Source organism: Flavobacterium coralii (genome assembly GCF_019891545.1).
In the GTDB taxonomy this organism is placed as follows: domain Bacteria; phylum Bacteroidota; class Bacteroidia; order Flavobacteriales; family Flavobacteriaceae; genus Flavobacterium; species Flavobacterium coralii.
Genome location: NZ_JAHDIU010000001.1, coordinates 123,644 through 150,209 on the forward strand (window position 1 = coordinate 123,644; position 26,566 = coordinate 150,209).

The 26,566-nt window shown below is 41.5% G+C and carries 19 protein-coding genes; 9 read left to right on the top strand and 10 right to left on the bottom strand.

Features of this window, described 5'->3' with window-relative positions; genetic code table 11:
* Positions 1–75 precede the first annotated feature (75 nt).
* From KJK34_RS00595 to KJK34_RS00615, 5 genes are all read left to right on the top strand, one after another.
* Complete coding sequence (locus tag KJK34_RS00595; RefSeq protein ID WP_223051906.1) at positions 76–5,865, top strand: T9SS type A sorting domain-containing protein; 5,790 nt, start codon at positions 76–78, stop codon at positions 5,863–5,865.
* Positions 5,866–5,969: 104 nt separating this feature from the next.
* On the top strand, positions 5,970–6,968 hold the full coding sequence (locus tag KJK34_RS00600) for a glycosyltransferase family 2 protein (protein ID WP_223051907.1): 999 nt from the start codon (positions 5,970–5,972) through the stop codon (positions 6,966–6,968).
* Positions 6,965–7,561, top strand: coding sequence for a dephospho-CoA kinase (gene coaE, locus KJK34_RS00605; protein WP_317196848.1), 597 nt, complete (start codon positions 6,965–6,967; stop codon positions 7,559–7,561). Before KJK34_RS00600 ends, coaE begins: the two co-directional genes overlap by 4 nt.
* 61 nt (positions 7,562–7,622) lie before the next feature.
* The gene (locus KJK34_RS00610) at positions 7,623–9,158 is read left to right on the top strand and encodes a sensor histidine kinase (RefSeq protein ID WP_223051908.1); all 1,536 of its coding nucleotides are present in this window, start codon (positions 7,623–7,625) and stop codon (positions 9,156–9,158) included.
* Positions 9,159–9,162: 4 nt separating this feature from the next.
* Positions 9,163–9,888 carry a response regulator transcription factor gene (locus KJK34_RS00615; protein ID WP_223051909.1) on the top strand — a complete coding sequence of 242 codons (726 nt, stop codon included), beginning with the start codon at positions 9,163–9,165 and terminating at the stop codon, positions 9,886–9,888.
* Positions 9,889–9,948: 60 nt separating this feature from the next.
* On the opposite strand, the gene KJK34_RS00620 is transcribed toward KJK34_RS00615, so the two are convergent.
* From KJK34_RS00620 to KJK34_RS00655, 8 genes are all read right to left on the bottom strand, one after another.
* Entirely contained in the window at positions 9,949–10,689 is a 741-nt protein-coding gene (locus tag KJK34_RS00620; RefSeq protein WP_223051910.1) for an acyl-[acyl-carrier-protein] thioesterase, read from the bottom strand.
* Positions 10,673–11,605 carry a tRNA (adenosine(37)-N6)-dimethylallyltransferase MiaA gene (gene miaA / locus KJK34_RS00625; protein ID WP_223051911.1) on the bottom strand — a complete coding sequence of 311 codons (933 nt, stop codon included), beginning with the start codon at positions 11,603–11,605 and terminating at the stop codon, positions 10,673–10,675. The genes KJK34_RS00620 and miaA overlap by 17 nt, the downstream gene beginning before the upstream one ends.
* A gap of 2 nt (positions 11,606–11,607) precedes the next feature.
* The gene (locus KJK34_RS00630; protein ID WP_223051912.1) at positions 11,608–12,417 is read right to left on the bottom strand and encodes an ion transporter; all 810 of its coding nucleotides are present in this window, start codon (positions 12,415–12,417) and stop codon (positions 11,608–11,610) included.
* A 45-nt stretch (positions 12,418–12,462) separates the two neighbouring features.
* Positions 12,463–13,827, bottom strand: coding sequence for an exonuclease domain-containing protein (locus KJK34_RS00635; protein WP_223051913.1), 1,365 nt, complete (start codon positions 13,825–13,827; stop codon positions 12,463–12,465).
* Between the two features lie 120 nt (positions 13,828–13,947).
* Positions 13,948–14,664: a YggS family pyridoxal phosphate-dependent enzyme gene (locus tag KJK34_RS00640; RefSeq protein ID WP_223051914.1), complete on the bottom strand. Its 717-nt coding sequence runs from the start codon at positions 14,662–14,664 to the stop codon at positions 13,948–13,950.
* 3 nt (positions 14,665–14,667) lie between these two features.
* Complete coding sequence (locus KJK34_RS00645; RefSeq protein ID WP_223051915.1) at positions 14,668–15,882, bottom strand: DUF1015 domain-containing protein; 1,215 nt, start codon at positions 15,880–15,882, stop codon at positions 14,668–14,670.
* Between the two features lie 50 nt (positions 15,883–15,932).
* A complete protein-coding gene (locus KJK34_RS00650) occupies positions 15,933–16,823 on the bottom strand; it encodes a 3-hydroxyacyl-CoA dehydrogenase family protein (RefSeq protein ID WP_223051916.1) in 891 nt (296 codons plus the stop codon).
* Between the two features lie 34 nt (positions 16,824–16,857).
* On the bottom strand, positions 16,858–17,823 hold the full coding sequence (locus KJK34_RS00655) for a Gfo/Idh/MocA family protein (RefSeq protein WP_223051917.1): 966 nt from the start codon (positions 17,821–17,823) through the stop codon (positions 16,858–16,860).
* Between the two features lie 166 nt (positions 17,824–17,989).
* On the opposite strand from KJK34_RS00655, the gene KJK34_RS00660 reads away from it, so the two are divergent.
* Both KJK34_RS00660 and KJK34_RS00665 read left to right on the top strand, forming a co-directional pair.
* The gene (locus tag KJK34_RS00660) at positions 17,990–18,631 is read left to right on the top strand and encodes a protein-L-isoaspartate(D-aspartate) O-methyltransferase (RefSeq protein WP_223051918.1); all 642 of its coding nucleotides are present in this window, start codon (positions 17,990–17,992) and stop codon (positions 18,629–18,631) included.
* Between the two features lie 34 nt (positions 18,632–18,665).
* Positions 18,666–22,409, top strand: coding sequence for a transglutaminase domain-containing protein (locus KJK34_RS00665; RefSeq protein ID WP_223051919.1), 3,744 nt, complete (start codon positions 18,666–18,668; stop codon positions 22,407–22,409).
* A gap of 34 nt (positions 22,410–22,443) precedes the next feature.
* Here KJK34_RS00665 and ytxJ read toward each other — a convergent pair whose 3' ends face one another.
* Positions 22,444–22,836 (bottom strand): bacillithiol system redox-active protein YtxJ, encoded by a 393-nt coding sequence (gene ytxJ, locus KJK34_RS00670; RefSeq protein ID WP_223051920.1) that lies wholly within the window; start codon positions 22,834–22,836, stop codon positions 22,444–22,446.
* 128 nt (positions 22,837–22,964) lie between these two features.
* Here ytxJ and clpB point away from each other — a divergent pair, with 128 nt between their 5' ends.
* Positions 22,965–25,571, top strand: a complete 2,607-nt coding sequence (clpB, locus tag KJK34_RS00675) for an ATP-dependent chaperone ClpB (RefSeq protein WP_223051921.1) — start codon at positions 22,965–22,967, stop codon at positions 25,569–25,571.
* 68 nt (positions 25,572–25,639) lie between these two features.
* Here the strand turns inward: clpB and KJK34_RS00680 are convergent, their stop codons facing one another.
* Complete coding sequence (locus tag KJK34_RS00680; protein ID WP_223051922.1) at positions 25,640–25,882, bottom strand: hypothetical protein; 243 nt, start codon at positions 25,880–25,882, stop codon at positions 25,640–25,642.
* A gap of 288 nt (positions 25,883–26,170) precedes the next feature.
* Here KJK34_RS00680 and KJK34_RS00685 point away from each other — a divergent pair, with 288 nt between their 5' ends.
* Complete coding sequence (locus tag KJK34_RS00685; protein ID WP_223051923.1) at positions 26,171–26,371, top strand: hypothetical protein; 201 nt, start codon at positions 26,171–26,173, stop codon at positions 26,369–26,371.
* Positions 26,372–26,566: the final 195 nt, after the last annotated feature.

The window sequence follows — 26,566 nt, forward strand, 5'->3', positions numbered from 1 at the left end:
ATAAATTATGTTAATTTATGTTTAATGTATATATTTTTTATAATTTTATTAGCAATTAATTATAACTATTATAATATGAAAAACACTACTATTTTACACTCGGGCGCAGGGAAACGTTCGGGTAAATGGCGTTTGGGCTATTTAGTCCTTATTGCCTTAATGTCGGTAACGGCGGCCTTTGCGCAGACGGGAACCATAGGTATTGGTTCCGGTACTGCTACGTCTGCTAACCGAGTTCCTATTTATTCGTGCTATAACTTTAATTACAGTCAGCAAATCATTACGGCATCCGAATTTGCAGCGGGAGGTGGCGTTGCAGGACCTGTAACTAAAGTGAGGTACTTCTATTCGAGTGGTGGTACTACAGTTGCCAACTGGAATAACTGGACAGTTTACATGGGGCACACAACCAAAACTGAATTTACCAGTAATACAGATTGGGAACCTCTTGCAAACCTTACACAGGTTTACACAGGTACAATTACGCCTGTAGCGGGTAACTGGTTCGAAATTACATTTACAACACCGTTTAACTACAACGGTACCAGTAACCTAATTATAGCTGTAGATGAAAATGCTGCTAACTTTTCGTGTACCGCTAACTTTGGCTCCTATACAGGAACAGCCAATACAGGTATTTCTTTTTGGAGTGACGGAACTAACCCTGATCCTGCTGCGCCGCCTACAGGCACGCGTACAAATACGCTTGCAAGGCTGCAGCTTGTTGGTAACGTAGCCTCATGCCTTGCGCCAACAGGTCTTGCTGCATCTGCAGTAGGCAGTTCTTCTGCCACATTGGGCTGGGCCGCTGCTGCAAGCGCCGCAAACGGTTATGAATATTATGTTAGTACAAGCAACACAGCGCCAACAGGTTCTACAACACCATCAGGCTCTGTAGTTGCGGGTACGCTTACAGCGCCGATAAGTGGCCTTATGGCTAACACACCTTATTTTGCGTGGGTTCGCAGTGTATGCGGTGTGGGCGTAACAAGTTCATGGTCGCCATCGGTATCGTTTACTACGCTGTGTGATGCAACATCTATACCTTATACGCAAAATGTTGAGTCGGTTACTACTCCGGCTATACCATTATGCGTAACATTACAAAATGCGGGTACAGGTAATAACTGGATTACTGTAAATAACCCCGGTAACGGATTTACCAGTAAAACGTTCCAATATACATATAACTCATCTAACGCGGCAAACGCCTGGTTTTATACACAGGGTTTAAGCTTAACAGGCGGAGTATCTTACAGGGTTGCCTACAGATATGGTAATAACAGTACATTTTATACCGAGAAGCTGAAAGTTGCTTATGGTACAACTGCAAATGCTGCCTCGATGACCAACGTGATTGCAGACCATCCTACAATTAATACTGCTAATGCAACTACAACTTTTGTAGATTTTACCCCTGCAACAACAGGTGTATATTATATAGGTTTCCAGGCATATTCTATAGCAAACCAATTCAATTTATATGTTGATGATATATCTGTAACGCTTACACCAACATGCGAGCCTGTATCTGGTGTTGCGGCTACCACAACATCATTTACAACTGCAGGACTGGTATGGAATGCTTCTGCAAGTACACCTGCAAATGGTTACCAGTACTATGTTAGTACATCTAATACTGCACCCGTGAGCGGAACCACTCCAACAGGAAGTACAGCAGCAGGCGTATTAACAGCAGACTTAACCGGTTTAACTGCCGAAACTACCTATTATGCATGGGTAAGGGCAGTATGTTCTGTGTCAGATGCAAGTCCGTGGTCCAGCGTAACATCATTCTTTACAGGATACTGTACGCCTGCACCATCAACTGTTGATGGCCAGGGTATAGTAAATGTTACTATGGGTTCTATAAACAACTCAACAGGAGCAGAAGCAGGAAACTATGCTAACTACTCGGCTCAATCTACAGATGTTGCCCTTGGTTCTACAGTAAACTTTAGTATCACTTATGCTACGGGTTATACTTATGGTACTAAAATATGGATAGACTGGAACAATGACACCGATTTTAATGATGCCGGAGAACTTGTTTATACAGGACTGTCTACAAGTGCTAACCCAACTACACTAACCGGCTCTTTTGCGGTGCCTGCCGATGCAGCACTTATAGGAAGCCACAGGGTAAGAATTGGCGGTACAGATAATGACACAGGCGGTACACCATGTTATACAGGTTCATGGGGTAGTTATGAAGATTATACAATAAATGCATTTATGCCACCTGCACCGGCAATTACCGGGTTTACGCCATCAGCATACTGTGCTGTAGAGGGTGATATAACCATTACAGGAACAAGCCTTGGTAATGCAACACTTACCATAGGTGGTACTGCTGTTACAATCGGCACAAATTCTGATACAGAAATTGTAGCTACAGTGCCGGCGGGAGTATCAGGACAGGTTAGCGTTACTACTGTTAGCGGTACGGCTACAGGTACAGGCAGCTTCTCTGTTACAGCTCCTGCCGACTTAACACTTAGCGGTACAGATACTGCAATATGTTTAGGCGATACATCTGGTGTTGTTACCATTACTGAAGGAACAGCTTCATTTGATATATTTGAATGGTCTCCTGCAGATGGTGTTTCGGGTAATGCTACAGATGGATATACCTTTGCACCAACAGAAACTACTACATATACGCTTACAGCATCACAATCAGCAGGAAGCTGCGTTATTGCTGCCGAATATGTTGTAACAGTTAATCCGGTTCCGGATCCTGTAACTGTTATGCCATCGGCTGTAAATGCATGCCAGGGCTCTACTGTAGAGCTTACTGCTGAAGGCGGTGAAACTATTGTTCCTGTTGCATATTGTACACCTACTGTTTTCAATACTGGTGCATCTGGCGACTTTATCAATAACTTTACATTTGCGAATATTACCAACAATGCTTCCGGTGATACTGCATCAGATTATATTTACTATAGTGCTTTAACTGCTAACGTAGTTGGAGGGCAAACCTATAACATATCACTGCAATCAGGTTCAGCATGGGGCCAGCGTTTCCGTGTGTGGATAGATTTTAACATGGATGGTGTATTCAGTGCAGATGAAAGTGTTTTCAGTACACCTACATCTTCTACAGCAGTACAAACAGGTACTATAACTATTCCTGCAACAGCATTTAACGGCTTAACGAGAATGCGTGTGGGTGCAAGGTTTGGTGCTACCGGTATAACTGCTACTGAGGCATGCGGCCATGGTGGCTTTGGCGAGTGGGAAGACTATAACGTAATGATTACAGGTGCTTCAAGTGCGGTTGAGTACGTTTGGTCTCCTGTAGATGGTTTATATTCAGATGCTGCTGCTACAGTTCCTTATACTGGTGCTCCTGCAATAAGCGTATATGCTAAGCCAATGGCTACAACAACCTATACTGCAACCGTTACTACAGATCTTGGCTGCCCTGCTTCAGATGCTGCCGTTATCAACGTTATTGTAACACCTGCACCTACAGGTAACACAGATGTGTTTTCTCCTACGGCGCTAACAGTTGCTGACCTTACCGCTACAGGAAACAACATCCAGTGGTATGCTTCAGCTACAGGCGGTACTCCGCTTGCAGCAGGAATGGCTTTAACATCGGGCACATATTATGCCTCTCAGACAGTTAACGGCTGCGAAAGCCAGGAAAGGCTTGCTGTTAATGTAACAATGCCACAAATGGACTGGGTTAACCTGCAATGGCCTCCGCAACTTAACATAGTTCAGGGCACAACAGGCGTAGTTTATGCACAGGCTTGGGAGCCGGGAGTAACTCCCGGAGCAGGCCCTGGTATAGGTGTTAGTGCATGGGTTGGTATCAGCTCGCAAAACACTAACCCATCTACATGGACAACATGGGTACCTATGACATATAACACTCAGGTTGGTAATAATGATGAGTTTATGGCAGCTATAGGCGGTAGCCTTGCACCGGGAACCTATTTCTATGCAACAAGGTTCCAGCTTATGGAAGGTCCTTATGTATATGGTGGTTACAGCGCAGGGGGCGGTAGCTTCTGGGATGGTAACCAGTTTGTGAGCGGTGTACTTACAGTTAACTGTGGTACTGCTGCACCGGTGGCAAATGCTGCACAATCATTCTGTAATGCTGCTACAGTAGCAAACCTTGCTGCAACAGGCACAGACATTCAGTGGTATGCAACAGCAACAGGCGGCAGCCCGCTTGCTCCTACAGTTGCACTTGCTAACGGAGGTACTTATTATGCCTCTCAGACTGTTGGCTGCGAAAGCCTTACAAGAACTGCGGTAACAGTTACTATTAATAACACGGCTGCTCCAACAGGTGCAACAGCACAAACATTTGAAGACGGAGCTACTGTTGCCAACCTTATGGCTACAGGTACTAACATTATGTGGTACAGCAGTGCAACAGGCGGCACAATGCTTAACGCAGGTACTGCGCTAGTAAGCGGCACTACATACTATGCTTCTCAAACACTTAATGGTTGCGAAAGCCAGAACAGGCTTGCCGTTACTGTTACAGTAAATGATCCGGCTATGGATTGGGTTAACCTGCAATGGCCTGCTGCAATTACAATTACCCAGGGCGAAACAGCCATGGTATATGCACAGGGTTATGAAGCGGGAGTAACTCAGGGTACAGGCCCGGGTGTAGGTGTTACAGCCTGGATAGGTGTAAGTACTGAAGATACAGACCCATCTACATGGACAAACTGGATTCCTGCAACATTTAATGCACAGTCGGGTAATAACGACGAGTTTATGGCATCTGTAGGTGCAGGTTTAGAGCCGGGTGTTTATTACTATGCATCAAGATTCCAGCTTGAAGATGGCCCATATTCTTATGGTGGTTTCAGCATGCAGGGCGGTTCTTTCTGGAATGGTATACAATACAATAGCGGAGTACTTACAGTACTTTGTGCTACCCAGGCTCCTGTAGCGGCTGCTCAGCAGGTATTCTGCAACAGCGCAACAGTAGGAGAACTTATGGCACAAGGCCAGAACATCAACTGGTATATGGAAGCTGAAGGTGGTAATGCACTTGCTACTGATGCCTCTCTTGTTAACGGAATGGTATATTATGCCTCTCAGAGTGCAGGTTGCGAAAGCGTAGAAAGGACAGCTGTTACCGTAACGGTACAGGTAACTGAAGCGCCAGCTGTTCAGGATGCCAACCAGGTAGTTTGCAGCGGTTCTATGGTTTCTGACCTTGCTGTAGATGCAAATGAAGTAATGTGGTATGCATCTGAAACTGATGGTGAGCCACTTGCGGCAGACGTTATGGTTGAAAATGGTATGACTTACTATGCTTCTCAGTGGGTTAACGGTTGCGAAAGTACAGGCCGTACTGCGGTAACTGTTGCGGTAACTGTAACACCTGCTCCTGAAGGTGCAGCACAGCAAAGTATTTCTGTAGCGCAGGGCGAAACTGCTTCTATAGAAAACATAGTTGTAACAGGTACTGATGTTGTTTGGTATGCAAGCGAAGAAGATGCCATGAACGGTACTAACCCTATGATGGCAGGCAGCGCAATAGAAGCCGGCAATACTTACTATGCTGTACAAATTGTAAACGGCTGCAGCAGCGTTAGCGCACTTGCAGTAACAATTACAGAGATACTTGGCGGTGGTATTTTCGACAGGGCAGCTTTCAGCTACTATCCAAACCCTGTAAAAGATGTGCTTACGATACAGTACTCTTCAGATATTACTGCAATATCAGTATTTAACATGCTTGGCCAGCAGGTAATGGCAATACAGCCAAACGCTGCCGATGTTAAAGTAGATATGTCAACTCTTTCAGATGGTACATACCTGCTTAATGTTACTGCCGGTGATGTAGTAAAAACAATAAAAGTAGTTAAGAAACAATAGTTGTAATTATTAGTTTTTAATTAGTTGAACCGATGGCTGTAGCCATCGGTTCTTTTTTTGTTATAATACTGTATAAACACTTACTTTTGTTAAAAATTAGCCGGATGTTGTTTTCTCTTATAATACCTGTGTATAACAGGCCAGATGAAATAGATGAACTTCTTGCCAGCCTTTGCAGGCAAACCTATACAGAGCAGTTTGAGGTGGTGATTATAGAGGATGGTTCTTCTGTAACCTGTACCGACGTAATTACGGCTTATGAGGGTAAGCTATTCATCTCTTATTACTTTAAGGCCAATTCCGGGCCGGGTGATTCCCGCAATTATGGCATGAAAAGGGCAAAAGGAAGCTATTTTATAATATTAGACTCAGACTGCATAATTCCGGACAACTATCTTATAAATGTTTCAAAAAGGCTTGAGAAGCACTACGCCGACTGTTTTGGCGGCCCTGATGCTGCGCTGGACTCATTTACCGATATACAGAAGGCTATTAATTTTGCCATGACATCTTTTGTAACCACAGGAGGTATCAGGGGTGCGTCAGAGAAGGTAGAGAAGTTCCAGCCCAGGAGCTTTAATATGGGGCTTTCTAAAGAAGCCTTTGAAGCGTCAGGCGGTTTTGGGGATATTCATCCGGGGGAAGACCCTGACCTTTCTTTGCGCCTCTGGAAAATGGGCTATAAAACGCTTTTATACCCGGATTGCTATGTTTACCACAAACGCAGGATAGACTGGCAGAAGTTTTACAAGCAGGTAAATAAATTCGGCAAGGCACGCCCTATACTCGATTTGTGGCATCCTGAACATAAAAAGATAACTTACGTTTTTCCTGCACTTTTCATAGCGGGATTTGTATTTTCTCTTATAGCATTGTTAATTAATATTCAACTGCCCCTATATCTTTATATTTTGTATCTGTTTTTTATAGTAGTGCTCTCAACAGTGCAAAATAAAAGCCTTACAATTGGTTTATATTCATTGGTAGCAGTATGCATACAGTTTTATGGCTATGGCACGGGTTATATAGAATCTTTCATTAAAGTACACCTTATGGGTATTAACCCCCAAAGGGCTTTTCCTGAGCTTTTTTTTAAAAAATGATGACAAAAATTATAGGCCTTACCGGCGGTATCGGCAGTGGCAAGAGCACTATTGCGGCTTATTTTGCCTCTAAAGGTGTGCCCGTTTACATAGCTGACGATGAGGCTAAAAAAATACTTTATACTCCCGAAGCATCAGAAGAGGTAAAAAAAGCTTTTGGAGAAATTGTATTTACAGAAGGGCAACCGGACAGGAAAAAACTCTCTGAACTGGTTTTTAATAACCCCGAGAAACTTAAGCAGCTTAATGCCATCATACATCCTAAAGTAAGCAGCCATTTTGAGGAGTGGGTAAAACAGCACAGCACATCGCCATTTGTGATTAAAGAAGCTGCCATTTTGTTTGAAAGCGGCAGCTACAAAAACTGCGACGCTGTTATATTGGTTACCGCACCAAAAGAAGTGCGCATAGAAAGAGTCATGAAACGCGATAATGTGACCCGCGAAAATGTATTGGCACGCATGAAAAACCAGTGGGAAGATGAAAAAAAAGCAGCACTCAGCCACTACATAATAAATAACGAAAGCCTTGATATTGCTAAGAAACAGGCAGATAACATCATTACTATCATTAATTCACAAAGTAGCCGATGATGTTGTTAATGTTTGGTTAATCTTATAAGGTAATGAGTGTTAAAATGTTAATTTTACGACGATGAATAAGACGCGGTTTCGCTTACTGGTATTTTTTATGAGCCTATCCCTGATAGGCATTATTCTTGTACAGCTTTACTGGGTTAATTCATCTTTAAAAAATAATGAAGAGCAGTTCAGGTTCCATATCCAGCAGGTTTTAGGCAAAGTTGCTTCTAAGCTGCAGGCGAATGACAGGTATGAGTTTTTTGCACTTTATACCCATTTCAGGGACAGCTCCGGCAGGAGGCCGCAGCGTGAAGAAATGCTTACTTATTATAACAGGTATAAATCCAAAAATAAAGGCAAAAAAGTTATCTATTCAGATAGCATGAGCCAAAGAGATTATAATCTGTTCTTTGATAATCAGGAGACTAATAAATTCCTTGCGGATTCTCTACCCGATGCTGATGAGCGTGAGCAATCTGCCATTGCAAAAGGTTCGGGTAAATCAGGCGATATGGAAGTTTGGCAGCAATACCAGCTTGATATGTACCTGAGGGACTTTAGGGAACAGAACCCGCTTGAAGCAAGGGTAACCAAAGACTGGCTTCGCAAAACGCTGAAAACGGAGCTAAGCCAGAATGGTGTAGATACACACTTTGAATACGGAATATATAAAAACGGCCTTGCTACTAAAATACGTTCTGAAGGGTTGCAATGGGATGATGAAACATCTTATGAACATAACATTTATTCTGAACGTGACGGTAACCCCGGCTACAGGCTTGTAGTTGCTTTCCCGGAAAAGCAGACCTTTATACTTTCGTCCATATTTGGTATTACTTCACTCTCGCTCATTTTTACGCTTATTATAATTATAGCATACCTGAGCGCGATAAACCAGCTGATTAAGCAAAAGCAGATATCAGAAATAAAAACGGACTTTATAAATAACATGACGCATGAGTTTAAAACGCCTATTGCAACAATAAACCTTGCGCTTGATGCCATCAGGAACCCGAAGATTTTAAGCGATACTGAAAAAGTGCAGCGCTACCTGCAAATGATAAGGGATGAAAACAAGAGGATGCACTCTCAGGTAGAGAATGTATTGCAGATAAGCAAGCTTGATAAAAAAGAGCTCGACATTACCAAAGAGCAGGCAGATGTGCATGATATTCTTGAAGATGCCGTAGAGCACGTTCATTTAATTATTGAAGCCCGCCACGGAACCCTGACAAGGCACTTTGAAGCTAAAAGGACTACCGCTTTGTTAAATGATGTGCATTTTACAAACGTTTTAGTTAATATTTTAGATAATGCCATAAAATATTCTCCTGATGAACCCGTTATAGATATCTATACTGAAAATGTAAAGGATTTCATCTTAATTAAAATTGAGGATAAGGGTCTGGGAATGAGTAAAAATACGGTTAAACGTATTTTTGAAAAGTTTTACCGTGAGCATACCGGCGATATACATAATGTAAAAGGGCACGGCTTGGGGCTGGCCTATGTAAAAAGGATAATAGACGATCATAACTGTAATATATACGTAGAAAGTGAAAAAGGGAAGGGGAGTACCTTTATAATAAAAATGCCTCTAATAAATTAAAAATATGGAAGAAGTAAACAAAAAGATTCTTTTGGTTGAAGACGATCCTAATTTTGGAGCGGTGCTGAAAGACTATCTGTTAATTAATGATTTTGATGTGACACTGGCAAAGAACGGGATGGAAGGTTTTGAGAAGTTTAAAAAAGATAACTTCGACCTTTGCATACTGGATGTTATGATGCCTTATAAAGACGGTTATACCCTTGCCCGTGAAATAAGGGAGAAGAACAAGGAAGTGCCTATTATTTTCCTTACGGCAAAATCTATGAAAGAAGATGTGCTTAAAGGGTATAAAGTAGGTGCGGATGATTACCTGAACAAGCCTTTTGACTCTGAAGTGCTTTTAATGAAAATTAAGGCTATCATCCAGAGAAAAGCTTCTGAAACCAAAACGGATAATACCAAGTTTGAGTTCCAGATAGGCAAATTCCACCTTAACAGCAAACTGCGTTTCCTTACATTTGAGAATGATGAGCCTATTAAGCTTTCGCCAAAAGAGAACGAGCTGCTTAAAATGCTTGCACTTCATGAAAATGATTTGATGCCAAGGGAACTTGCCCTTACTAAAATATGGAGGGACGACAACTACTTTACATCAAGGAGTATGGACGTTTATATCGCCAAGCTGAGAAAATACCTTAAGCCGGATGAGGATGTAGAAATACTTAACATTCACGGTGAAGGTTTCCGCCTTGTGGTGAAGAATAAAGTTTCTGAAGAACAGAAATAATTACAACCTGTATATTATAGTACCACATTGCAATGCTCAGGCAGCATGCAATGTGGTTTTCTATTTCCAGTTCAACTCAAGCGCAAAGCAAGGCTTGTCTTCTTTTTGTATCGTAAAATAATGCTGTTTATCAGTCTCGCCGCTGTAAATTTTCACTTCATCATTATATTTTAGTTCCCTTAAAAAATTCATGTCAAAGCTTTTTAGCTGTTGCCTTAGCAGCGGCTTATAGTCAAGTGTATCAAGGCACCATTCAAGGTACTTTACATTATTGGCATGAAAAACAATATCTAAGTCAGATAACACTACCCTGCGTTCTGCTACAAGTTCCGCTTCACGGCTAAGGTCAAGTTTGGCAAATGCCTGTTCTGTTGGCAGCCTGTCAGGATATTTTTCAAAATGGTCGTGTGGCAGCGCCAGTGCTTCCGATTTTCTTAAACTTGTATTGAAAACAGCCCAGTAGGTAAGTGAGCCTACAATTTTTTTACCATTAAGCCACATCTCTAAAGCCCTTACAGAGCGTGAGCCCTGTAAATCTGTAATCCAGGTGGTAACGGTGACTTTATCGCGCCATTTGGGCAACTCGTCAATTTCTACACGCATACGGCTTAGCACCCATGCCTGGTTGTGCTGCTGCATATCGGTAAAGCTCATGCCACCCATTTCTGCATGAGAGCCTGCCGTAAGCTGCAACAAATTACATAGCTCCGTCTGTTTAAGGTAGCCGTTCGGGTGGCATTGCAAAAAATTTATTTCCCAATCCTGAGTGTAAACAGAAGTAAAATTATCGGCTATCGGCATGTATCATTTTGTTTATGTGTTGTATAATTATTTCGGCAGGTGTTGCAAAGTTAAACCAGGTTATGGCTTCATTGCGCCTGAACCATGTCATTTGCCTTTTGGCAAAGCGGCGTGTATTCTTTTTTATTTCTTCTATAGCGGTTTCTAAAGAATAATCGCCGTCAAAATAGCTGAAAAGCTCTCTGTAGCCTACCGTTTGCAACGCGTTATACTCTTTATATTGGTAAAGTGCTTTCGCTTCTTCCAGAAGGCCGATATCCATCATAATATCTACCCGCCTGTTAATGCGCTCATACATCAACTCTCTGTCAGCATCAAGCCCAATGAGTATCGGTGTAAAGTTGCGGCTGTTCTTTTTAATATTGAGAAACGAGGAGTAAGGCCTGCCTGTACCTATGCAGACTTCAAGTGCGCGCATCATCCGTTGCGGGTTTTCTTTGGCTACACGTTTATAATGCTCAGGGTCGCGCTTTTCAAGCTCCTGCTGCAGCCATGTTATGCCGTGCCGGTTATAATTTTCAATAATATATTCCCTTACCGATTCATCTATGTCAGGAAAATCATCAAATCCTTTAAGCACTGCATCTATATATAAACCCGAACCGCCTACCATAATAACTACATCATGCTCTTTATACAAATCATCAAGCAGTGCTATGGCATCGCGCTCAAAATCACCAACAGTATAAGTATCTTTTATACTGATGTTCTGAATAAAATAATGCTTTGCGGCAGCAAGTTCTTCTTCAGATGGTACGGCTGTGCCAATACTCATTTCCTTAAAGAACTGCCTGCTGTCGGCAGATATAATAGGGCATGAATAATGCTGTGCCAGCTGTATGGCAAGTGCTGTTTTGCCAATTGCAGTGGGGCCGACTATGGTAATTAAATACTTATTTTGTTTATGATGTGTCATTTTTATTTTTGAAGGTGCGCTCCGCAGTTATAGCAATAAGTAGCATCATCCCTGTGGCGGTTTGCATTGCAAACCCGGCAAACCTGTGTGTTTTGGTGTACATTGCCTTCCTGCATAAATTGCGCGGTAACAAGGCCTGTGGGTACCGCAATAATGCCGTAACCCATTATCATAATAAGCGAGGAAAGAAACTGCCCTAAGGGTGTTATAGGGGTAATATCTCCAAAGCCAACGGTGGTTAATGTTACAATAGTCCAGTATATGCTTATCGGGATATTTTTAAAGCCGCTTTCAGGCCCTTCTATAATATACATAAGGGTACCCATAATTATACAAATGACGACTACACCAAAAAGAAAAACAGCAATTTTTACCTTACTTTTTTTAAGTGCCGTGAGCAACTGATCTGAAGCGCCGATAAAACGCCCCAGCTTTAGTATCCTGAATACCCGCAGCAGCCGGAGCGCGCGTATTGAAATGAGGAAACTGAGCCCGGGAAAGAGCACATCGATATATTTGGGTATCATGGCAAGAAAATCGATAATGCCATAAAAGCTGAAAATATAACTTGCAGGCTTTCGTACTGATATTATCCGAGCTATGTATTCTATTGTAAAAAAAGCAGTAATAACCCACTCTATAATGTCAAGCTCCCTGCCATATACTATTTTAATGCCGGCAACGCTTTCCAGCATTACAGCAATAATACTTATAAGTATAAGTATCAGTAATACAACATCAAAAAGCTTCCCTGCTGGTGTATCGGCTTCATAAATAATTTCATGCAGTTTGTGCCGGAAGTCTTTGGGCATAATAACGGGCAGTTAGTTAATAGTACCAAAGATACTAAATATGGGTTAGAGCCTTATTATTTTAAGCGCCCTCTTTTTACGGATATAACTCTGTATTATATTCTTTACATCGCGGTTGTGCTCCATCGGTATCAGTATGTTTTTCAATATTTCAGGTTTATTCACCTGATAATTAAGATTGAAAAAGGCATAACCTTTATACACTCCATTTTCTATAAGCACCGCGCTGCGCTCTTCTATTGTACGGCCTTTATCAATAATAATCATACTTTGGTGGTTAAAGCTGTTGTTATTGATAAACTCCGTTACACGGTTGTTATAATCTTCTGCAGGCTCCTTTTTTATGCAGGCACCATTGCAGTTACCTAGGGTGTAGGGGAAGCAGCTTTTTTTAGCATCAGGGTCAAGCCCTGTGAGTTTTTGGCAAAGTTTATACTTTTCGGTAATTTTAAAAAGCGCGCTTTTGGCTTCTGTCATTCCGGGGAAAGAAAGTATTTCTTTTTTCCTTCCGTCAGATTTACCGATGTTAAGAGTTATGTATCCGTTCTCATCTTTCTTTGCATACAGCGCAAGCGGGTGAACAGTGTTTTTTTGAACACGGTTATAAATGGGCCTGTTGATTTTTACTTCCTGGCACTCCTTTAGCAGTGCAATAAGCTCGCTGCCTGTTTCTTCATAATTAACGGTATAAGCATCTCGCTGAAGCCTCTTAGCCTTGCGTGAAGTACCTGTAAAGTGCTGGTTAAGTCTTTTTTTAATATTGCTGCTCCTGCCGAGATATACCAGGTCGCCGTTTTCTTTGTAGATATAATAGAGCCCCTGTACAGAGGGTATGCCCTCAAGCAGGTCGAACAGTTTACTGGCAAGCGGCTTTGGGTTAGCCGATTTTACCAGGCTTTTCATAATTTGTTTTTCGACATCCTTTGCAAGCAGCAGCTTAAAAAGCTGTACTGTGGCAAGCGCATCGCCGGTGGCGCGGTGCCTGTCGCTAACAGGGATACCCAACGCGCGGGCAAGTTTGCCCAAACTGTGCGATTTCTGTTCGGGCAGCAGCTTTTGAGAAAGCTCTACCGTGCATAATGATTCGCGTTCAAAATTGTAGCCCAGCCTTTCAAATTCTGTCTTCAGCACGCGGTAGTCAAACTGCGCGTTGTGGGCTACAATAATGCAGCCGTCGGTAATTTCAATTATGCGTTTCGCTACTTCATAAAATTTCGGGGCGCTGCGCAGCATGGCATTGTTTATGCCCGTTAGTTTTACTACAAAAGGCTGTATAGGCTTTTCCGGATTTATAAGGCTTATAAACTGGTCGGTTACTTCATGGCCGTTATAGCGGTATATGGCTATTTCTGTAATCCCCTCTTCATTATATTGTCCGCCTGTGGTTTCTATATCGAGTATTGCGTACATTCAGTATCTGGCTTCCCTAAAACAGGAAAAATATATTTGTAAGAATTAGTTTAATGTCTTGACAGACACCTAATCTACAAAATTACAAATATCTTACCACATTTTACCGTGAGCTATGCGCTAATAATTACGGCTGCCGAATATACTGCTGCCAATGCGCACCATAGTACTGCCGCAATCAATAGCTATGAGGTAATCGCCGCTCATGCCCATAGATAAAATTGACGGTTGGCAGTTAACAGTTGACTGCTTTTGCTGAAGCCTGTCAAAAATAGTTTTAAGGTGCGTAAATTCTTTTTTTATCTGAGCCTCATTGTCTGTAAAAGTTGCCATGCCCATAAGTCCTGTAACTTTAATATTCTGCATCTGAGCAAATTCTTCTGATAAAAGCAAATCGCTAAGCTCCTGCTCATCCATCCCGAATTTTGTTTCTTCTTCGGCTATGTGCATTTGCAGCAGGCAGTTAATTACCCTGTCATTTTTTTTAGCATGCTTGTTAATTTCCTTCAGCAGCCTCAGGCTGTCAACACCGTGGATGAGGCTCACATATGGCGCCATATACTTAACCTTGTTGGTTTGTACGTGGCCAATCATGTGCCATTCAATATCTTTTGGCATTGCTTCCCACTTCTCAGTCATTTCCTGAATCTTGTTCTCGCCAAATATGCGCTGCCCTGCATTGTAGGCTTCCATCAGGTCTTCAACAGGTTTAGTCTTGCTAACTGCTACCAGAGTAACATGCGGTGGGAGAGAGGATTTTATTTTATTGAGATTATCGGAAATTGACATATTCACATTTTTAGTTACAGTTTCTAATTTCTGACTTCTAACTCTCATTTGTCAGAGTTCATAAATTACTAATCCAATACGGAACTTAGGCTCTATATAGGTGCTTTTTGGCGGCATTATCTGGTTGTTATCAGCCAGTGCTTTTACTTCTTCTATAGTAGGAGGGAAAAGCATAAAGCCGACCTGGAAGCCGTTTTCGTCTACCATTTTTTTAATATTGGTTATGGGCCTGCTGCCGGGTATGTACTCTATACGCTCGTCATTACGCAGGTCGCTAATACCTAAAAGCGGATGCAGCACCTTGTCATATAATATGCGTGCGTCCAAAGCATCATAAACAGATGCATAGTTGGTATCTTTAACATGCAGGGCATAAAACTCCCCGTCAAGATACATACCAAAGCTGTATTTCCTGTCGGGTTTCCACAATTCCTGTCCACGGTTTTCTATAGCAAAATCTTTTTGCAGGGCATCTAAAAAATCGGTTTTGCTTAAACCGTTCAGGTCGTGTATTATGCGGTTATACTCGTATATCTTCAGGTCATTCTCGGCAATCAGGAAACTCATAAAATAGTTGAGGTTCTCATTCCCTGTATCCTTATCCTGTTCATACAATCTGTTGGCAGAAGCCGACCTGTGATGCCCATCTGCAATATACAGGCTATCCATCTGTGCAAACTGCCCCTGTATCCAGTTTATTACTTCTGTATCTGTTATGCGCCAAAGGGTATGCTTGTCCCTGTTTGTGGTAGAGAACAGGTAAAGTGGGCGTTCTTTTTTATAATTGGTAATCCACTCCTGTAACTCTCCGTTTTGCGGATAGGTTATCAGTACCGGCTCTGTATTAAAGCCTGTTTCATGCAGGTAGTCTTTAAAAAACTCAACGCGGTAAGACAGTGTGTCTTCGTGTTTTTTAATTACATTATTCCTGTAGTCTTCTAAAGAAGCTCCTGCTATTATACCGGTATAGGTATTTTGCTTACTTTGAATTTCGTAGAGGTAAAAAACAGGCTCCGGCTCCTGTATAAAGATCTGCTGCTCTTTAAATTCCTCATACTTAAGGTTAACGCCTTTAAAGCGGGTATCAGTCGAAATTTTTTGCAGGTTGGTGTAGGCCGGGTGCAGCACATGCAAAAAAGAAAAAGGATTATAATCCAGTTGTGAGGCAAGCTCTGCGGTGGTATAATCGTCATACGACCGTGATGTTACAAGGCTTACTTTATCTCGTGCGGGCCTTACCGCTTTAAAAGGGATGATATTTGCCATATAAAGCCCCCTGGCCCCAAATGGGGCAGGGGATTTAATTTTTTAGAAGATTATTTTGTAAACATAGCCGAGATTTTCTCAGCCTTTTTACTTTCTGAATAGTCGTAGAAACCTTCGCCCGACTTAACGCCAAGCTTACCTGCCATTACCATGTTTACCAGCAGCGGGCACGGCGCATATTTAGGGTTCTTAAAGCCATCATACATTACATTAAGTATAGAAAGGCATACATCTAGCCCTATAAAATCGGCCAGTTGCAGCGGGCCCATAGGGTGTGCCATACCCAGTTTCATTACAGTGTCTATTTCATAAACGCCTGCCACACCATTATACAGGGTTTCTATGGCTTCGTTTATCATCGGCATTAATATGCGGTTAGCTACAAAGCCTGGGTAGTCGTTAACTTCTACAGGTACTTTGCCCAGCTTTTCGCTTAGCTCCATAATGGTTTTTGTAACCTCGTCAGATGTATTGTATCCCCTTATGATCTCTACCAGCTTCATAATAGGCACCGGGTTCATAAAGTGCATACCGATAACCTTATCCTGCCTTGTAGTTACGGCAGCTATCTGTGTAATAGATATTGAAGAGGTATTAGTGGCAAGTATGGTTTTTTCGTCGCAAAATGAATTAAGGTCCTTAAATATTTTAAGCTTTAGGTCCACATTTTCAGTAGCGGCTTCCACCACAAGGTCAGCATTAACCACACCATCCTTAACATCGGTATAGGTAATTATGTTACCAATTGTTTTATGCTTGTCATCTTCTGTTATGGTGCCTTTGCCCACCATACGGTCGAGGTTGGCGGCTATGGTGTTCATACCTTTTTCAAGCGCTTTGTCAGAAATATCAATAAGCCTTACGTTGAATCCGCTTTGTGCAAAAACGTGGGCAATACCGTTACCCATTGTTCCTGCACCTATAACTGCAATGTTCTTCATTTTATGTATATCGTTTGTTTGTTGTTTGTGTCGTTTACTTTTTAAAACAGTCTATCACCCGGTACGCTACCCTTAGTGCCTCTGTGCCGTCTTGCAGTGTAACAACAGGGTCTGTGTTATTATTTATAGCATCTGCAAATGTTTCAAGCTCATCCAGTATGGCGTTGTTGGCCTGCACTTCGGGATTTTCAAAATAAATCTGTTTTTTTATGCCTTCTGCATTTTGTAGTATCATATCAAAATCGCCGGGTGTTTCCGGTGCATCTTTCATTTTAACCACTTCACACACCTTGTCAAGGAAATCTACCGATATGTAGGCATCTTTCTGGAAGAAGCGCGACTTGCGCATATTTTTAAGTGAAATGCGGCTTGAGGTAAGATTAGCCACGCACCCGTTCTCAAATTCGATACGGGCATTCGCAATATCCGGTGTATCGCTAATTACAGAAACCCCGCTTGCATATATATTTTTAACTTTGCTTTTTACTACGCTTAATATTACATCTATATCATGTATCATTAAATCGAGTACCACCGGCACATCCGTACCGCGCGGGTTAAATTCAGCAAGGCGGTGTGTTTCTATAAACATGGGGTTTTGTATCATGTTCTTGGTGGCAATAAAAGCGGGGTTAAAACGCTCTACATGCCCTACTTGGCCTTTAACGTTGTGCTGCTTTGCAAGGGTTATAATCTCTTCGGCTTCTTCAACTGTGTTGCTTATAGGTTTTTCAAGAAAAACATGCTTTCCTGCCGTAATGGCTTCCTTAGCACAATCGTAATGCGAAAGGGTAGGGGTAACAATATCTACTACATCTACAGCCTCTATAAGCGCTGTTACCGAGTCGAACTTGCGGTAACCGTATTCTGCTGCCACTTTATCTGCATTGTTGCTGTCAGGGTCATAAAAACCCACCAGTTCATATTTTGGCGACTGATTGAGCAAACGCAGGTGAATTTTTCCTAAATGCCCTGCACCCAATACTCCGATTTTTAACATACTGAAATTATTTTTAACAAAAATAAGATTATTTGCCCTGAAAAAGCAAAAAACAGCATAAAAATGGTGATGAGGCTGCATTGTTTCAAATATGGCAAAAGCATTTGCACAGGGTTTGCATTTTTGCTTAATTCTTCCTTATTTTTAGCCCTGAAAAATTCCCGCATTGAAAGACACAGCAAAACACCAGGGGCTACGCAATCAGTTGGTAAGCCTTTTAGAACAAAAAGGTATAAAAGACAGGAATGTACTTGAGGCAATCCGCAAAATACCCAGGCATTTATTCCTGGAGTCGGGCTTTGAGGAGTATGCCTATCAGGACAAGCCTTTTCCTATTGGTGCGGGGCAAACCATTTCGCAGCCTTATACCGTTGCTTTTCAGTCAGAGCTTTTACAGGTTAAAAAAGAAGATAAAGTACTGGAAATCGGGACAGGCTCCGGCTATCAGACGGCAGTTCTTTTTCACATGGGTGCAAAAGTATACAGCATAGAGCGGCAGAACGAACTTTTTAAAATCACATCGTTACTGTTACCCAAGCTCGGCATAAGGCCAAAGCACCTTAGTTTTGGCGATGGTTACAAAGGTCTCCCCAATTTTGCCCCGTTTGATAGTATAATAGTTACGGCAGGTGCGCCGTTTATACCTAAACCGCTAATGGCACAGTTAAAAATTGGCGGCAGGCTGGTTATACCTGTGGGCGAGAGTGTACAGGTTATGACATTGCTGATACGTAAAACCGAAACGCAGTTTGAAAAGCATGAACTTGGAGATTTCAGGTTTGTGCCGCTGCTTGAAAATAAAAACTAATTAATCAATCTTTTATACCATCCTTTAATTTACCATGAAAAAACTTTTATTGCTGTTACTGCTGTTCTCGGCATTTGTATATGCACAGGACAGTAACAAGGTTTGGGACCTTTTACTGAAAAACGACAGGGCCGGTGCACGGGCAATGTTCGACAAAACCCTGAAAAAGAAAATGGATACCGATATGGAGCTGCTGGTGCTTGATGCACTGATAGACCAGCAACTGGGTAAGCTGTACTTTGATGAAACCTTCTTAAAAAAGATGACGGCGCTTAAAGACAGCGAGCACTACTTGTACCCGGTTTGGTACCAACAATTTTCGGTGGGTAACCCTAATACCGAAGGCTATGATGAGCTTACATATAACAAAATAGACTATGTGGCAGGGGTAGATAAGTTTAAAGACATGCCCCATGTTATATATACAAAAGCTATTTTTGACAGGCACCGATTAAACTTTGATGCTTATAATGCCGGCATCAAAAAACTTGATGTTATAAACAAATGGCAGTTTTGCGGTGTTTTTGAAAACATGAATAACAGCGGGCTTGACACTGAATATGAGCCCGAATTTTATGCAAAGAACGATAAGCAGTTTAACGCCAACAGCAATGGTATAGTTAACTGGTATGTGCCCGCCATTCCGCAGAATGAAGGCTATCATTTTTACCTGAATGAGAGCGAGTACGGCAACGGTATTATGTATGCCCAAACCTTTATAGATGCTGATGCCGATAAGGATGTGGTGCTTAACCTGGGTACCAGCGGCCCGATAAAAGTATATGTGAATGATACTGAGATATATTATAATGACGAAGCTTACAGAACCGACCTGAATGCCTATCTTATAAAGTTCAGGTTGCCGAAAGGTACCAGCAGGCTGCTTATAAAATCTTCTACAACGGGCGGAACTGATTATTTTTATGCCGCTTTAAGTGATACAGCAGGTAAAAAAGTGTCAGGCTTACAGTATTCTGACAGCTACAGGCCGTATGTAAAATCTACTGCGGAGTCGTTGAATGCGACAGAGCTCAACCCCGCTTTTGAAGATTTCCTTGCAGCAAAGCTTAAGGCAAAGCCAAGCGATATATTTCATACGCTATTACTGTATGATGCTTATATAGCCAATCACAAAAAAGAGAAAGCACACGATGTAATAGAAAAACTTGCTGAAAAATATCCTGAAAGCTCAATGCTTAAAGTAAAGCTTATAGATTATTATAACCTTATGGATAATGAACAGGGTGTTGAGGAAATAAACAAGACGCTTTTGGTAAATGACCCTTCTTATTACTATAGCATCGTGAAAAAGTTTCAGGATGGTAACTGGGTAAGGGAGAGTAACATCAAGGAACTTGAAGAGTACCGTGATAAAGCTAAAAAGCTAAAATCTGAACTTTACGGTATTTTGTTTGACTACCTGATTGCCTCAAGAAATTCTGATGTAGATCTTACCCTGCAAAAAATTGAGGAACTTTTAAGCAAGTCGCACAAAAACGAAATGTTTACGGTAACCTTCGCAAACATGTATTCTTCCCTTAAAAATGATAAAGAAAAAACCATTTCTATAATGGAGAATCTTGTAAAAACAAGGGAAAGTGTATCTGCACAAAACGTGCTTATAAACTATTATAACTCGGTGGGCAGGAAAGAAGATGCAAAGCAGCTTGTAAAGAACTATATCAACCGCTACCCTTATTTCAACTATGTATATGATGATATAATTGAAATTTCCAATAACGAAAATAACTATCAGGCAACTATAGATTATGCCGATACAGCTTTAAAGAACTTCCCTTATTCTTTCAGGATGATGAAGGAGAAAGGTATGGGGTACAACTACCTGAAAAAAACGAAAGAAGCTGAAGATATGTTCAGGCAGTCGCTTGTGTATAATGCCGGAAACTCATCACTCCGTAAAACCTTATATGCTATAACTAAGGTTCCGGACGAGATAGAGCAGGTAAGTACCAAAAACCTGTATGATGTTATAAAACAACGCAGGAACTCAGGTATGCAGAATGATTATGGCGTGAATATACTTTTAGATGAATATATCATTAATGTATTGCCTGAAGGTAGCAGGAAAACCAAAACTGTTTACCTGTATGAAGTTACTGCCGAGAACGGTGTTGAGGAACTGAAAGAATACAGCATAGGCGGAAACAACCTTAATGTTATTAAGGCCGAAATTGTAAAGCCCGATGGCTCTATCGTGCCGGGTGAGCGTAATTACAGCACGGTAGTATTTACCAACCTTAACGTTAAGGATGTTATATACCTTGAGTATGAAAACACCGATAACAGCTACGGTCGCTTCTTTAAAGATTTTACAAGTACATACTACTTTAATGGCGTATATCCGTCGCAGCAAACTATTTTTGGTATAATATCACCTAAAGAAATAACCTTTGCACAAAACATATTAAATGGTGCCATTCCTGCTAAAACAAGTAAAATAAACGGGCGTAACTATATAAGCTGGGAAAAGAAGAACATCCCGACAATGCCACTTTACGAAAATTATGCGCCAAACTATTATGACCTTGCCAACCAGGTACAGGTAAGCAGCATTAAAACATGGGGTGATATTGCTAACTGGTATGCCGACCTTGTAAAGAAGAACATCAAGATGGATAAGGTGGCAGAGAAAACCTATGCGCAGATTTTCCCTGAAGGTGCATCTAAACTTTCTGATGAAGAAAAGGCTTACCGTATCTATAAGTATATAGAGGATAATATTACCTATAGCTCGCTCGATTTCAGGCAGAGTGGTTATGTGCCTCAAAAGCCGTCTAAAACCATTAATACCAAACTTGGTGACTGCAAAGATGTTTCTACGCTTTTTGTTGCCATGGCCGAAAAGGCAGGACTTAAAGCAAACCTTGTTTTAGTACTTACAGCCGATAACGGTACAGAGTCGTTAACGTTGCCTTCTATCAACTTTAACCACTGTATTGTTAAGGTTAATATGGCTGGGAAAGAGCATTTTATAGAGCTAACCAACCGCTACATGCCGTTTAAGGCTATGCCGCTTTCATTATATAAAGCAAAAGCGCTGGTAGTATCTTTTGATAAAGCCGAAAACGAGAAGGCTTCTATCATCAATATCCCGAATACAAACGCGCTTAAAAATGTGCTTTCTACCACTACAGTTGTAAATGTAGATGATAACAGCAAGCGTGTTGTGAGCACCCATACAATTCAGGGTACAACCAAATCTTATTACAACGAGCTGTTTTCTGACGCAGCAACCGAAGATGTAAGAAAAAAGCAGTTTGAAGAAGATATAAACTCAAGGCTCAATAAAGTAATATCGTTAGAATCTGTAAAGCTTGTAAACAATGATAAGTATGCCGATAAAATAGTTTTTGAAAACACCTTTACGGTTTCAGAAAAGCTGCAATCGGTAGGCAGCCTCAAAATTATGGAAGTACCATATATTGATAAGGTTTATACCCGCGATATTATAGCCAATGAGAAACGTAACTACGATATTGATTATACCGCTTATGAAAATGCTAACGAATATAATACTGAAGTAGTTATCAATATTCCGCAGGGCAAGAAGTTTACCGAAGTACCACAGGGTAAAGAGCTTAAGTTTAAAGGGCACACCTACACTATCAGCTATAACCTTACCGGGCCTAATACTCTTAAAGTAAACCGAAGCGTTAAACTGTCGTGGGATAACATAAAAGCAGCCGACTATCCTGAATACAAGAAGTATGTGGAAGACGTGCTGGCAACAGAAGAAGAGATTATCGGTTTTAAATAAAAAAGGGAACGGGCGCTTAAAGCGCCCGTTTTTATTATAACCTGGTCTTTATATCTTCAGCCTCAATATCGCTGTGAGAAGCATGATACACAGCCGTACCGTCTTTTATCAGTACTACCTGCGGCGACTGATGGGTAACGCCAAACTTAGCAGCAATTTCATTACTGATATCCCTGTGTTCTAAAAGGTCGAGGAAGTATGGCTTCAGCTTACCCTCCTCAATAGCATATTCGCGCTCAAAATTGCGTAGTGCCATACGGCTTATGCTGCAACGCGTGCTGTGTTTAAACACCAGTACGGGCACATCATGAGATTCTGCTGCTATGCTTTCCAGTTGTTGTATTTCTGTTAATTCGTTCCACTTTAAAGTTTCAGATGAAGTAACTTTACTGTCATTATTTCCGAAAATATTATCTAAAAAGCCCATATTTTAGTGTTGCTGCGACATTTTGACTGATAACGTGCTTATAAACAAACTGTTTAAAGTCAAAAAGTCAGATTTTACTTATTGGAATATTAATTGAAATTCTTATATCAAATTTAAACAATCAGAATATGAATTTTGCCAATTTTACTATAAAATCACAGGAAGCAATACAGCGTGCACAGCAAATAGCGCAAAGCTATGGGCATCAACAAATAGAGAATGAACATATTATAAAAGGTATTCTTGAAGTTGATGAAAATGTAACGCCGTTTTTGCTTAAAAAACTGAATGTAAACGTCGGCCTGTTCAGCCAGGTTTTAGACAGCACCCTGCAAAGTTTCCCCAAAGTGCAGGGGGGCGAAATGTCGCTTTCGCGCGATGCAGGCACAGCGCTTAACGAGGCGAGTAACATTGCCCGTAAAATGAACGATGAGTTTGTATCGGTAGAGCACCTTTTGCTCGCCATATTTAACAGTAGGAGCAAGGTAGCACAAATACTTAAAGACCAGGGCGTAACCGAAAAAGGGCTTAAAGCGGCTATAGAAGAACTGCGAAAGGGCGAGCGTGTAACATCGGCCAGCGCAGAGGAAACCTATAATGCACTAAACAAATATGCCAAAAACCTGAATCAGTTGGCAAACGACGGAAAACTTGACCCGGTAATAGGCCGTGATGAAGAAATACGCCGTGTGTTGCAGATACTTTCCCGCCGCACAAAGAACAACCCTATGCTGGTAGGCGAACCGGGCGTTGGTAAAACCGCCATAGCCGAGGGGCTTGCACACCGTATTATTCAGGGTGACGTGCCGGAGAACCTTAAAAACAAGGTAGTGTATTCACTTGATATGGGTGCGCTTATAGCAGGTGCCAAATACAAAGGTGAATTTGAGGAAAGGCTTAAATCGGTAGTGAAAGAAGTAACATCTGCCGAGGGCGATATTGTACTGTTTATAGATGAGATACACACGCTTGTAGGTGCAGGTGGCGGCGAGGGCGCTATGGATGCCGCCAATATACTAAAACCGGCCCTTGCCCGTGGAGAGTTACGCGCTATAGGGGCTACTACGCTTGATGAATACCAGAAGTATTTTGAAAAGGATAAAGCGTTAGAAAGGCGTTTCCAGAAAGTTTTGGTAGATGAACCTGATACAGAGAGCGCCATTTCTATACTGCGCGGTATTAAAGAGAAATATGAGGCACATCACCAGGTACGCATAAAAGATGATGCCATTATTGCCGCGGTTGAGCTTTCGCAACGGTATATAACCAATCGTTTCCTGCCGGATAAGGCTATCGACCTTATGGATGAGGCGGCAAGTAAACTGCGTATGGAGATAAACTCCAAGCCGGAAGAGCTTGATGTTTTAGACCGCAAGATAATGCAGCTTGAAATTGAGATTGAAGCCATTAAACGCGAAAATGATGAAGCCAAGCTGAAATCATTAGGGCTGGAGCTTGCCAATCTTAAAGAAGAACGCAATGAGGTATATGCCCGCTGGAAAAGCGAAAAAGATGTGGTAGATAACATACAGGCTACCAAAACCGATATTGAGAATTACAAGCTGGAGGCTGAAAGGGCCGAGCGTGAAGGCGACTATGGCAAGGTAGCAGAGCTGCGTTACGGTAAAATTAAAGAAGCGCAGGAACAGCTTGACAAGCTGCAACAGCAACTAAAGGAAAGCCAAAAAGGGCAAAGCCTTATAAAAGAGGAGGTAACCCATGAAGATATAGCCGAAGTTGTAGCCAAATGGACAGGAATACCTGTAACCAAAATGCTGCAAAGCGAGCGCGAGAAATTGCTTAACCTTGAAGACGAACTGCACAGGCGCGTGGTAGGGCAGGAAGAAGCCATACAGGCTGTTAGTGATGCTGTTAGGCGCAGCCGTGCAGGGCTTCAGGACCAGAAGAAACCAATTGGCTCATTCCTGTTTCTGGGAACAACGGGTGTAGGTAAAACAGAGCTTGCCAAAGCGCTGGCCTCATACCTTTTTGATGATGAAAATGCCATGACCCGTATAGACATGAGCGAATATCAGGAACGCCACAGCGTGAGCCGCCTTGTAGGTGCGCCTCCGGGGTATGTGGGCTATGAGGAAGGCGGGCAGCTTACAGAGGCTGTAAGGAGAAAGCCCTATAGCGTTGTACTGCTTGACGAAATTGAAAAAGCGCACCCTGATACATTCAACATACTGCTACAGGTGCTTGATGAAGGCCGCCTGACTGATAATAAAGGCCGTCTTGCAGACTTTAAGAACAGTATCATTATAATGACCAGCAACATGGGCAGCGGCATTATACAGGAGAAATTCGAGAACCTGAAAGGTGATATTGAGTCAGCTACCGAAGCAGCCAAAACAGAAGTGTTGGGGCTCCTTAAACAGACCGTAAGGCCGGAGTTTATTAACCGTATTGATGATATTGTGATGTTTACCCCGCTAAACCAGGAGAACATCAGGGAAATTGTAAGGCTTCAGCTTAAATCGGTAACCAAACTGCTGGCAAAGCAAAGTATTACGCTTGATGCCACACCGGAAGCTATAGATTATCTTGCAAAACGCGGTTATGACCCTGATTTTGGCGCACGCCCTGTAAAGCGTGTTATTCAGAAAGAAGTTATGAACCAATTGTCTAAAGAAATACTTTCAGGTAAAGTAACAACAGACAGTATAATCCTGCTTGATAGTTTTGACGGCGAACTGGTTTTTCGCAACCAAAGCGATATTGCAGCAAACTGAACAGTAAACTATATATAACAAAAACACCTGCCGTATAGCAGGTGTTTTTTATTTGTATCAGCAGACTCTTAGCGTGCGCTCTTGTACTGATAATATTGGCGTATCGTCATAATATCACGATCGTTTTTTCTGCGCTTTACCGCAATAAGGTAAAATATACCTGCAATGGCAAGGCACGAAAGCAGTATTATGAATAATGCGTTGATGAGGTAATTGCTGAAGGAGATGTTATCGAAATTGAAATCGTTGATTATAAGATAACCACCCACCACAGCGGCAACAAGAGTAAGGAAGATGTATAATAGTTTCATAATCAATAATATTTAAAAGTGTTTCTTAAACAGGTATGCAATTTCAGTATTTAAATGCTTAGATTTAAGTACTTTATGAATAAATAACTTTTAGTTAAGTATTATTTTGCAGTACAACACTTACAGTATTATACGTAAACCCAGTAAATAAAGGTTTTTAAAAAATACATAAAAATTATCGGTGTTATAAAAATTAAAAAAACCTTATACGTTAAAGTTTTGAAAACCTTATAGATGTTATGTGTTGTTAGTTGGAAATTTGTAATGATAACCTAAAACCTTATTATTATGAACATGAAAAGAATATTCGGGGCTTTACTTACTGTGCTGGGAGCCGGTGCCCTAATATATGCTGCTTACATATTTGCTAACACTTCTACAGGAGAATACAGTATAAAAACCACAGCCGTATATGGTATTGTAGGTCTTATCTTCTTTATTGCGGGCATAGGGCTTGTAAAGCGGACAAGAGATGACTCAAAAGTATAGTCAAGTAAATATAACAATTGCAATAAACTGAAAGGGGCTGTCTCAAAAGTACTTTTACCAGTACTTTGTCATTCCGACGATAGGAGGAATCTTAACGAAATCAACCATTTAAGATTCTTCACTCGCTATCGCTTCGTTCAGAATGACACTTTTGAGACAGCCCCTTAACATTTAACACAAATTAATTAAGAGCAA

Coding starts and splice junctions, on each gene's coding strand:
- clpB (WP_223051921.1), top strand. CDS start 22,965: ATGAATTTTGCCAATTTTACTATAAAATCACAGGAAGCAATACAGCGT.
- ytxJ (WP_223051920.1), bottom strand. CDS start 22,836: ATGGGCTTTTTAGATAATATTTTCGGAAATAATGACAGTAAAGTTACT.
- coaE (WP_317196848.1), top strand. CDS start 6,965: ATGATGACAAAAATTATAGGCCTTACCGGCGGTATCGGCAGTGGCAAG.
- KJK34_RS00595 (WP_223051906.1), top strand. CDS start 76: ATGAAAAACACTACTATTTTACACTCGGGCGCAGGGAAACGTTCGGGT.
- KJK34_RS00665 (WP_223051919.1), top strand. CDS start 18,666: ATGAAAAAACTTTTATTGCTGTTACTGCTGTTCTCGGCATTTGTATAT.
- KJK34_RS00680 (WP_223051922.1), bottom strand. CDS start 25,882: ATGAAACTATTATACATCTTCCTTACTCTTGTTGCCGCTGTGGTGGGT.
- KJK34_RS00640 (WP_223051914.1), bottom strand. CDS start 14,664: ATGAGAGTTAGAAGTCAGAAATTAGAAACTGTAACTAAAAATGTGAAT.
- KJK34_RS00645 (WP_223051915.1), bottom strand. CDS start 15,882: ATGGCAAATATCATCCCTTTTAAAGCGGTAAGGCCCGCACGAGATAAA.
- KJK34_RS00655 (WP_223051917.1), bottom strand. CDS start 17,823: ATGTTAAAAATCGGAGTATTGGGTGCAGGGCATTTAGGAAAAATTCAC.
- KJK34_RS00600 (WP_223051907.1), top strand. CDS start 5,970: ATGTTGTTTTCTCTTATAATACCTGTGTATAACAGGCCAGATGAAATA.
- KJK34_RS00630 (WP_223051912.1), bottom strand. CDS start 12,417: ATGCCCAAAGACTTCCGGCACAAACTGCATGAAATTATTTATGAAGCC.
- KJK34_RS00615 (WP_223051909.1), top strand. CDS start 9,163: ATGGAAGAAGTAAACAAAAAGATTCTTTTGGTTGAAGACGATCCTAAT.
- miaA (WP_223051911.1), bottom strand. CDS start 11,605: ATGACACATCATAAACAAAATAAGTATTTAATTACCATAGTCGGCCCC.
- KJK34_RS00685 (WP_223051923.1), top strand. CDS start 26,171: ATGAACATGAAAAGAATATTCGGGGCTTTACTTACTGTGCTGGGAGCC.
- KJK34_RS00635 (WP_223051913.1), bottom strand. CDS start 13,827: ATGTACGCAATACTCGATATAGAAACCACAGGCGGACAATATAATGAA.
- KJK34_RS00610 (WP_223051908.1), top strand. CDS start 7,623: ATGAATAAGACGCGGTTTCGCTTACTGGTATTTTTTATGAGCCTATCC.
- KJK34_RS00650 (WP_223051916.1), bottom strand. CDS start 16,823: ATGAAGAACATTGCAGTTATAGGTGCAGGAACAATGGGTAACGGTATT.
- KJK34_RS00620 (WP_223051910.1), bottom strand. CDS start 10,689: ATGCCGATAGCCGATAATTTTACTTCTGTTTACACTCAGGATTGGGAA.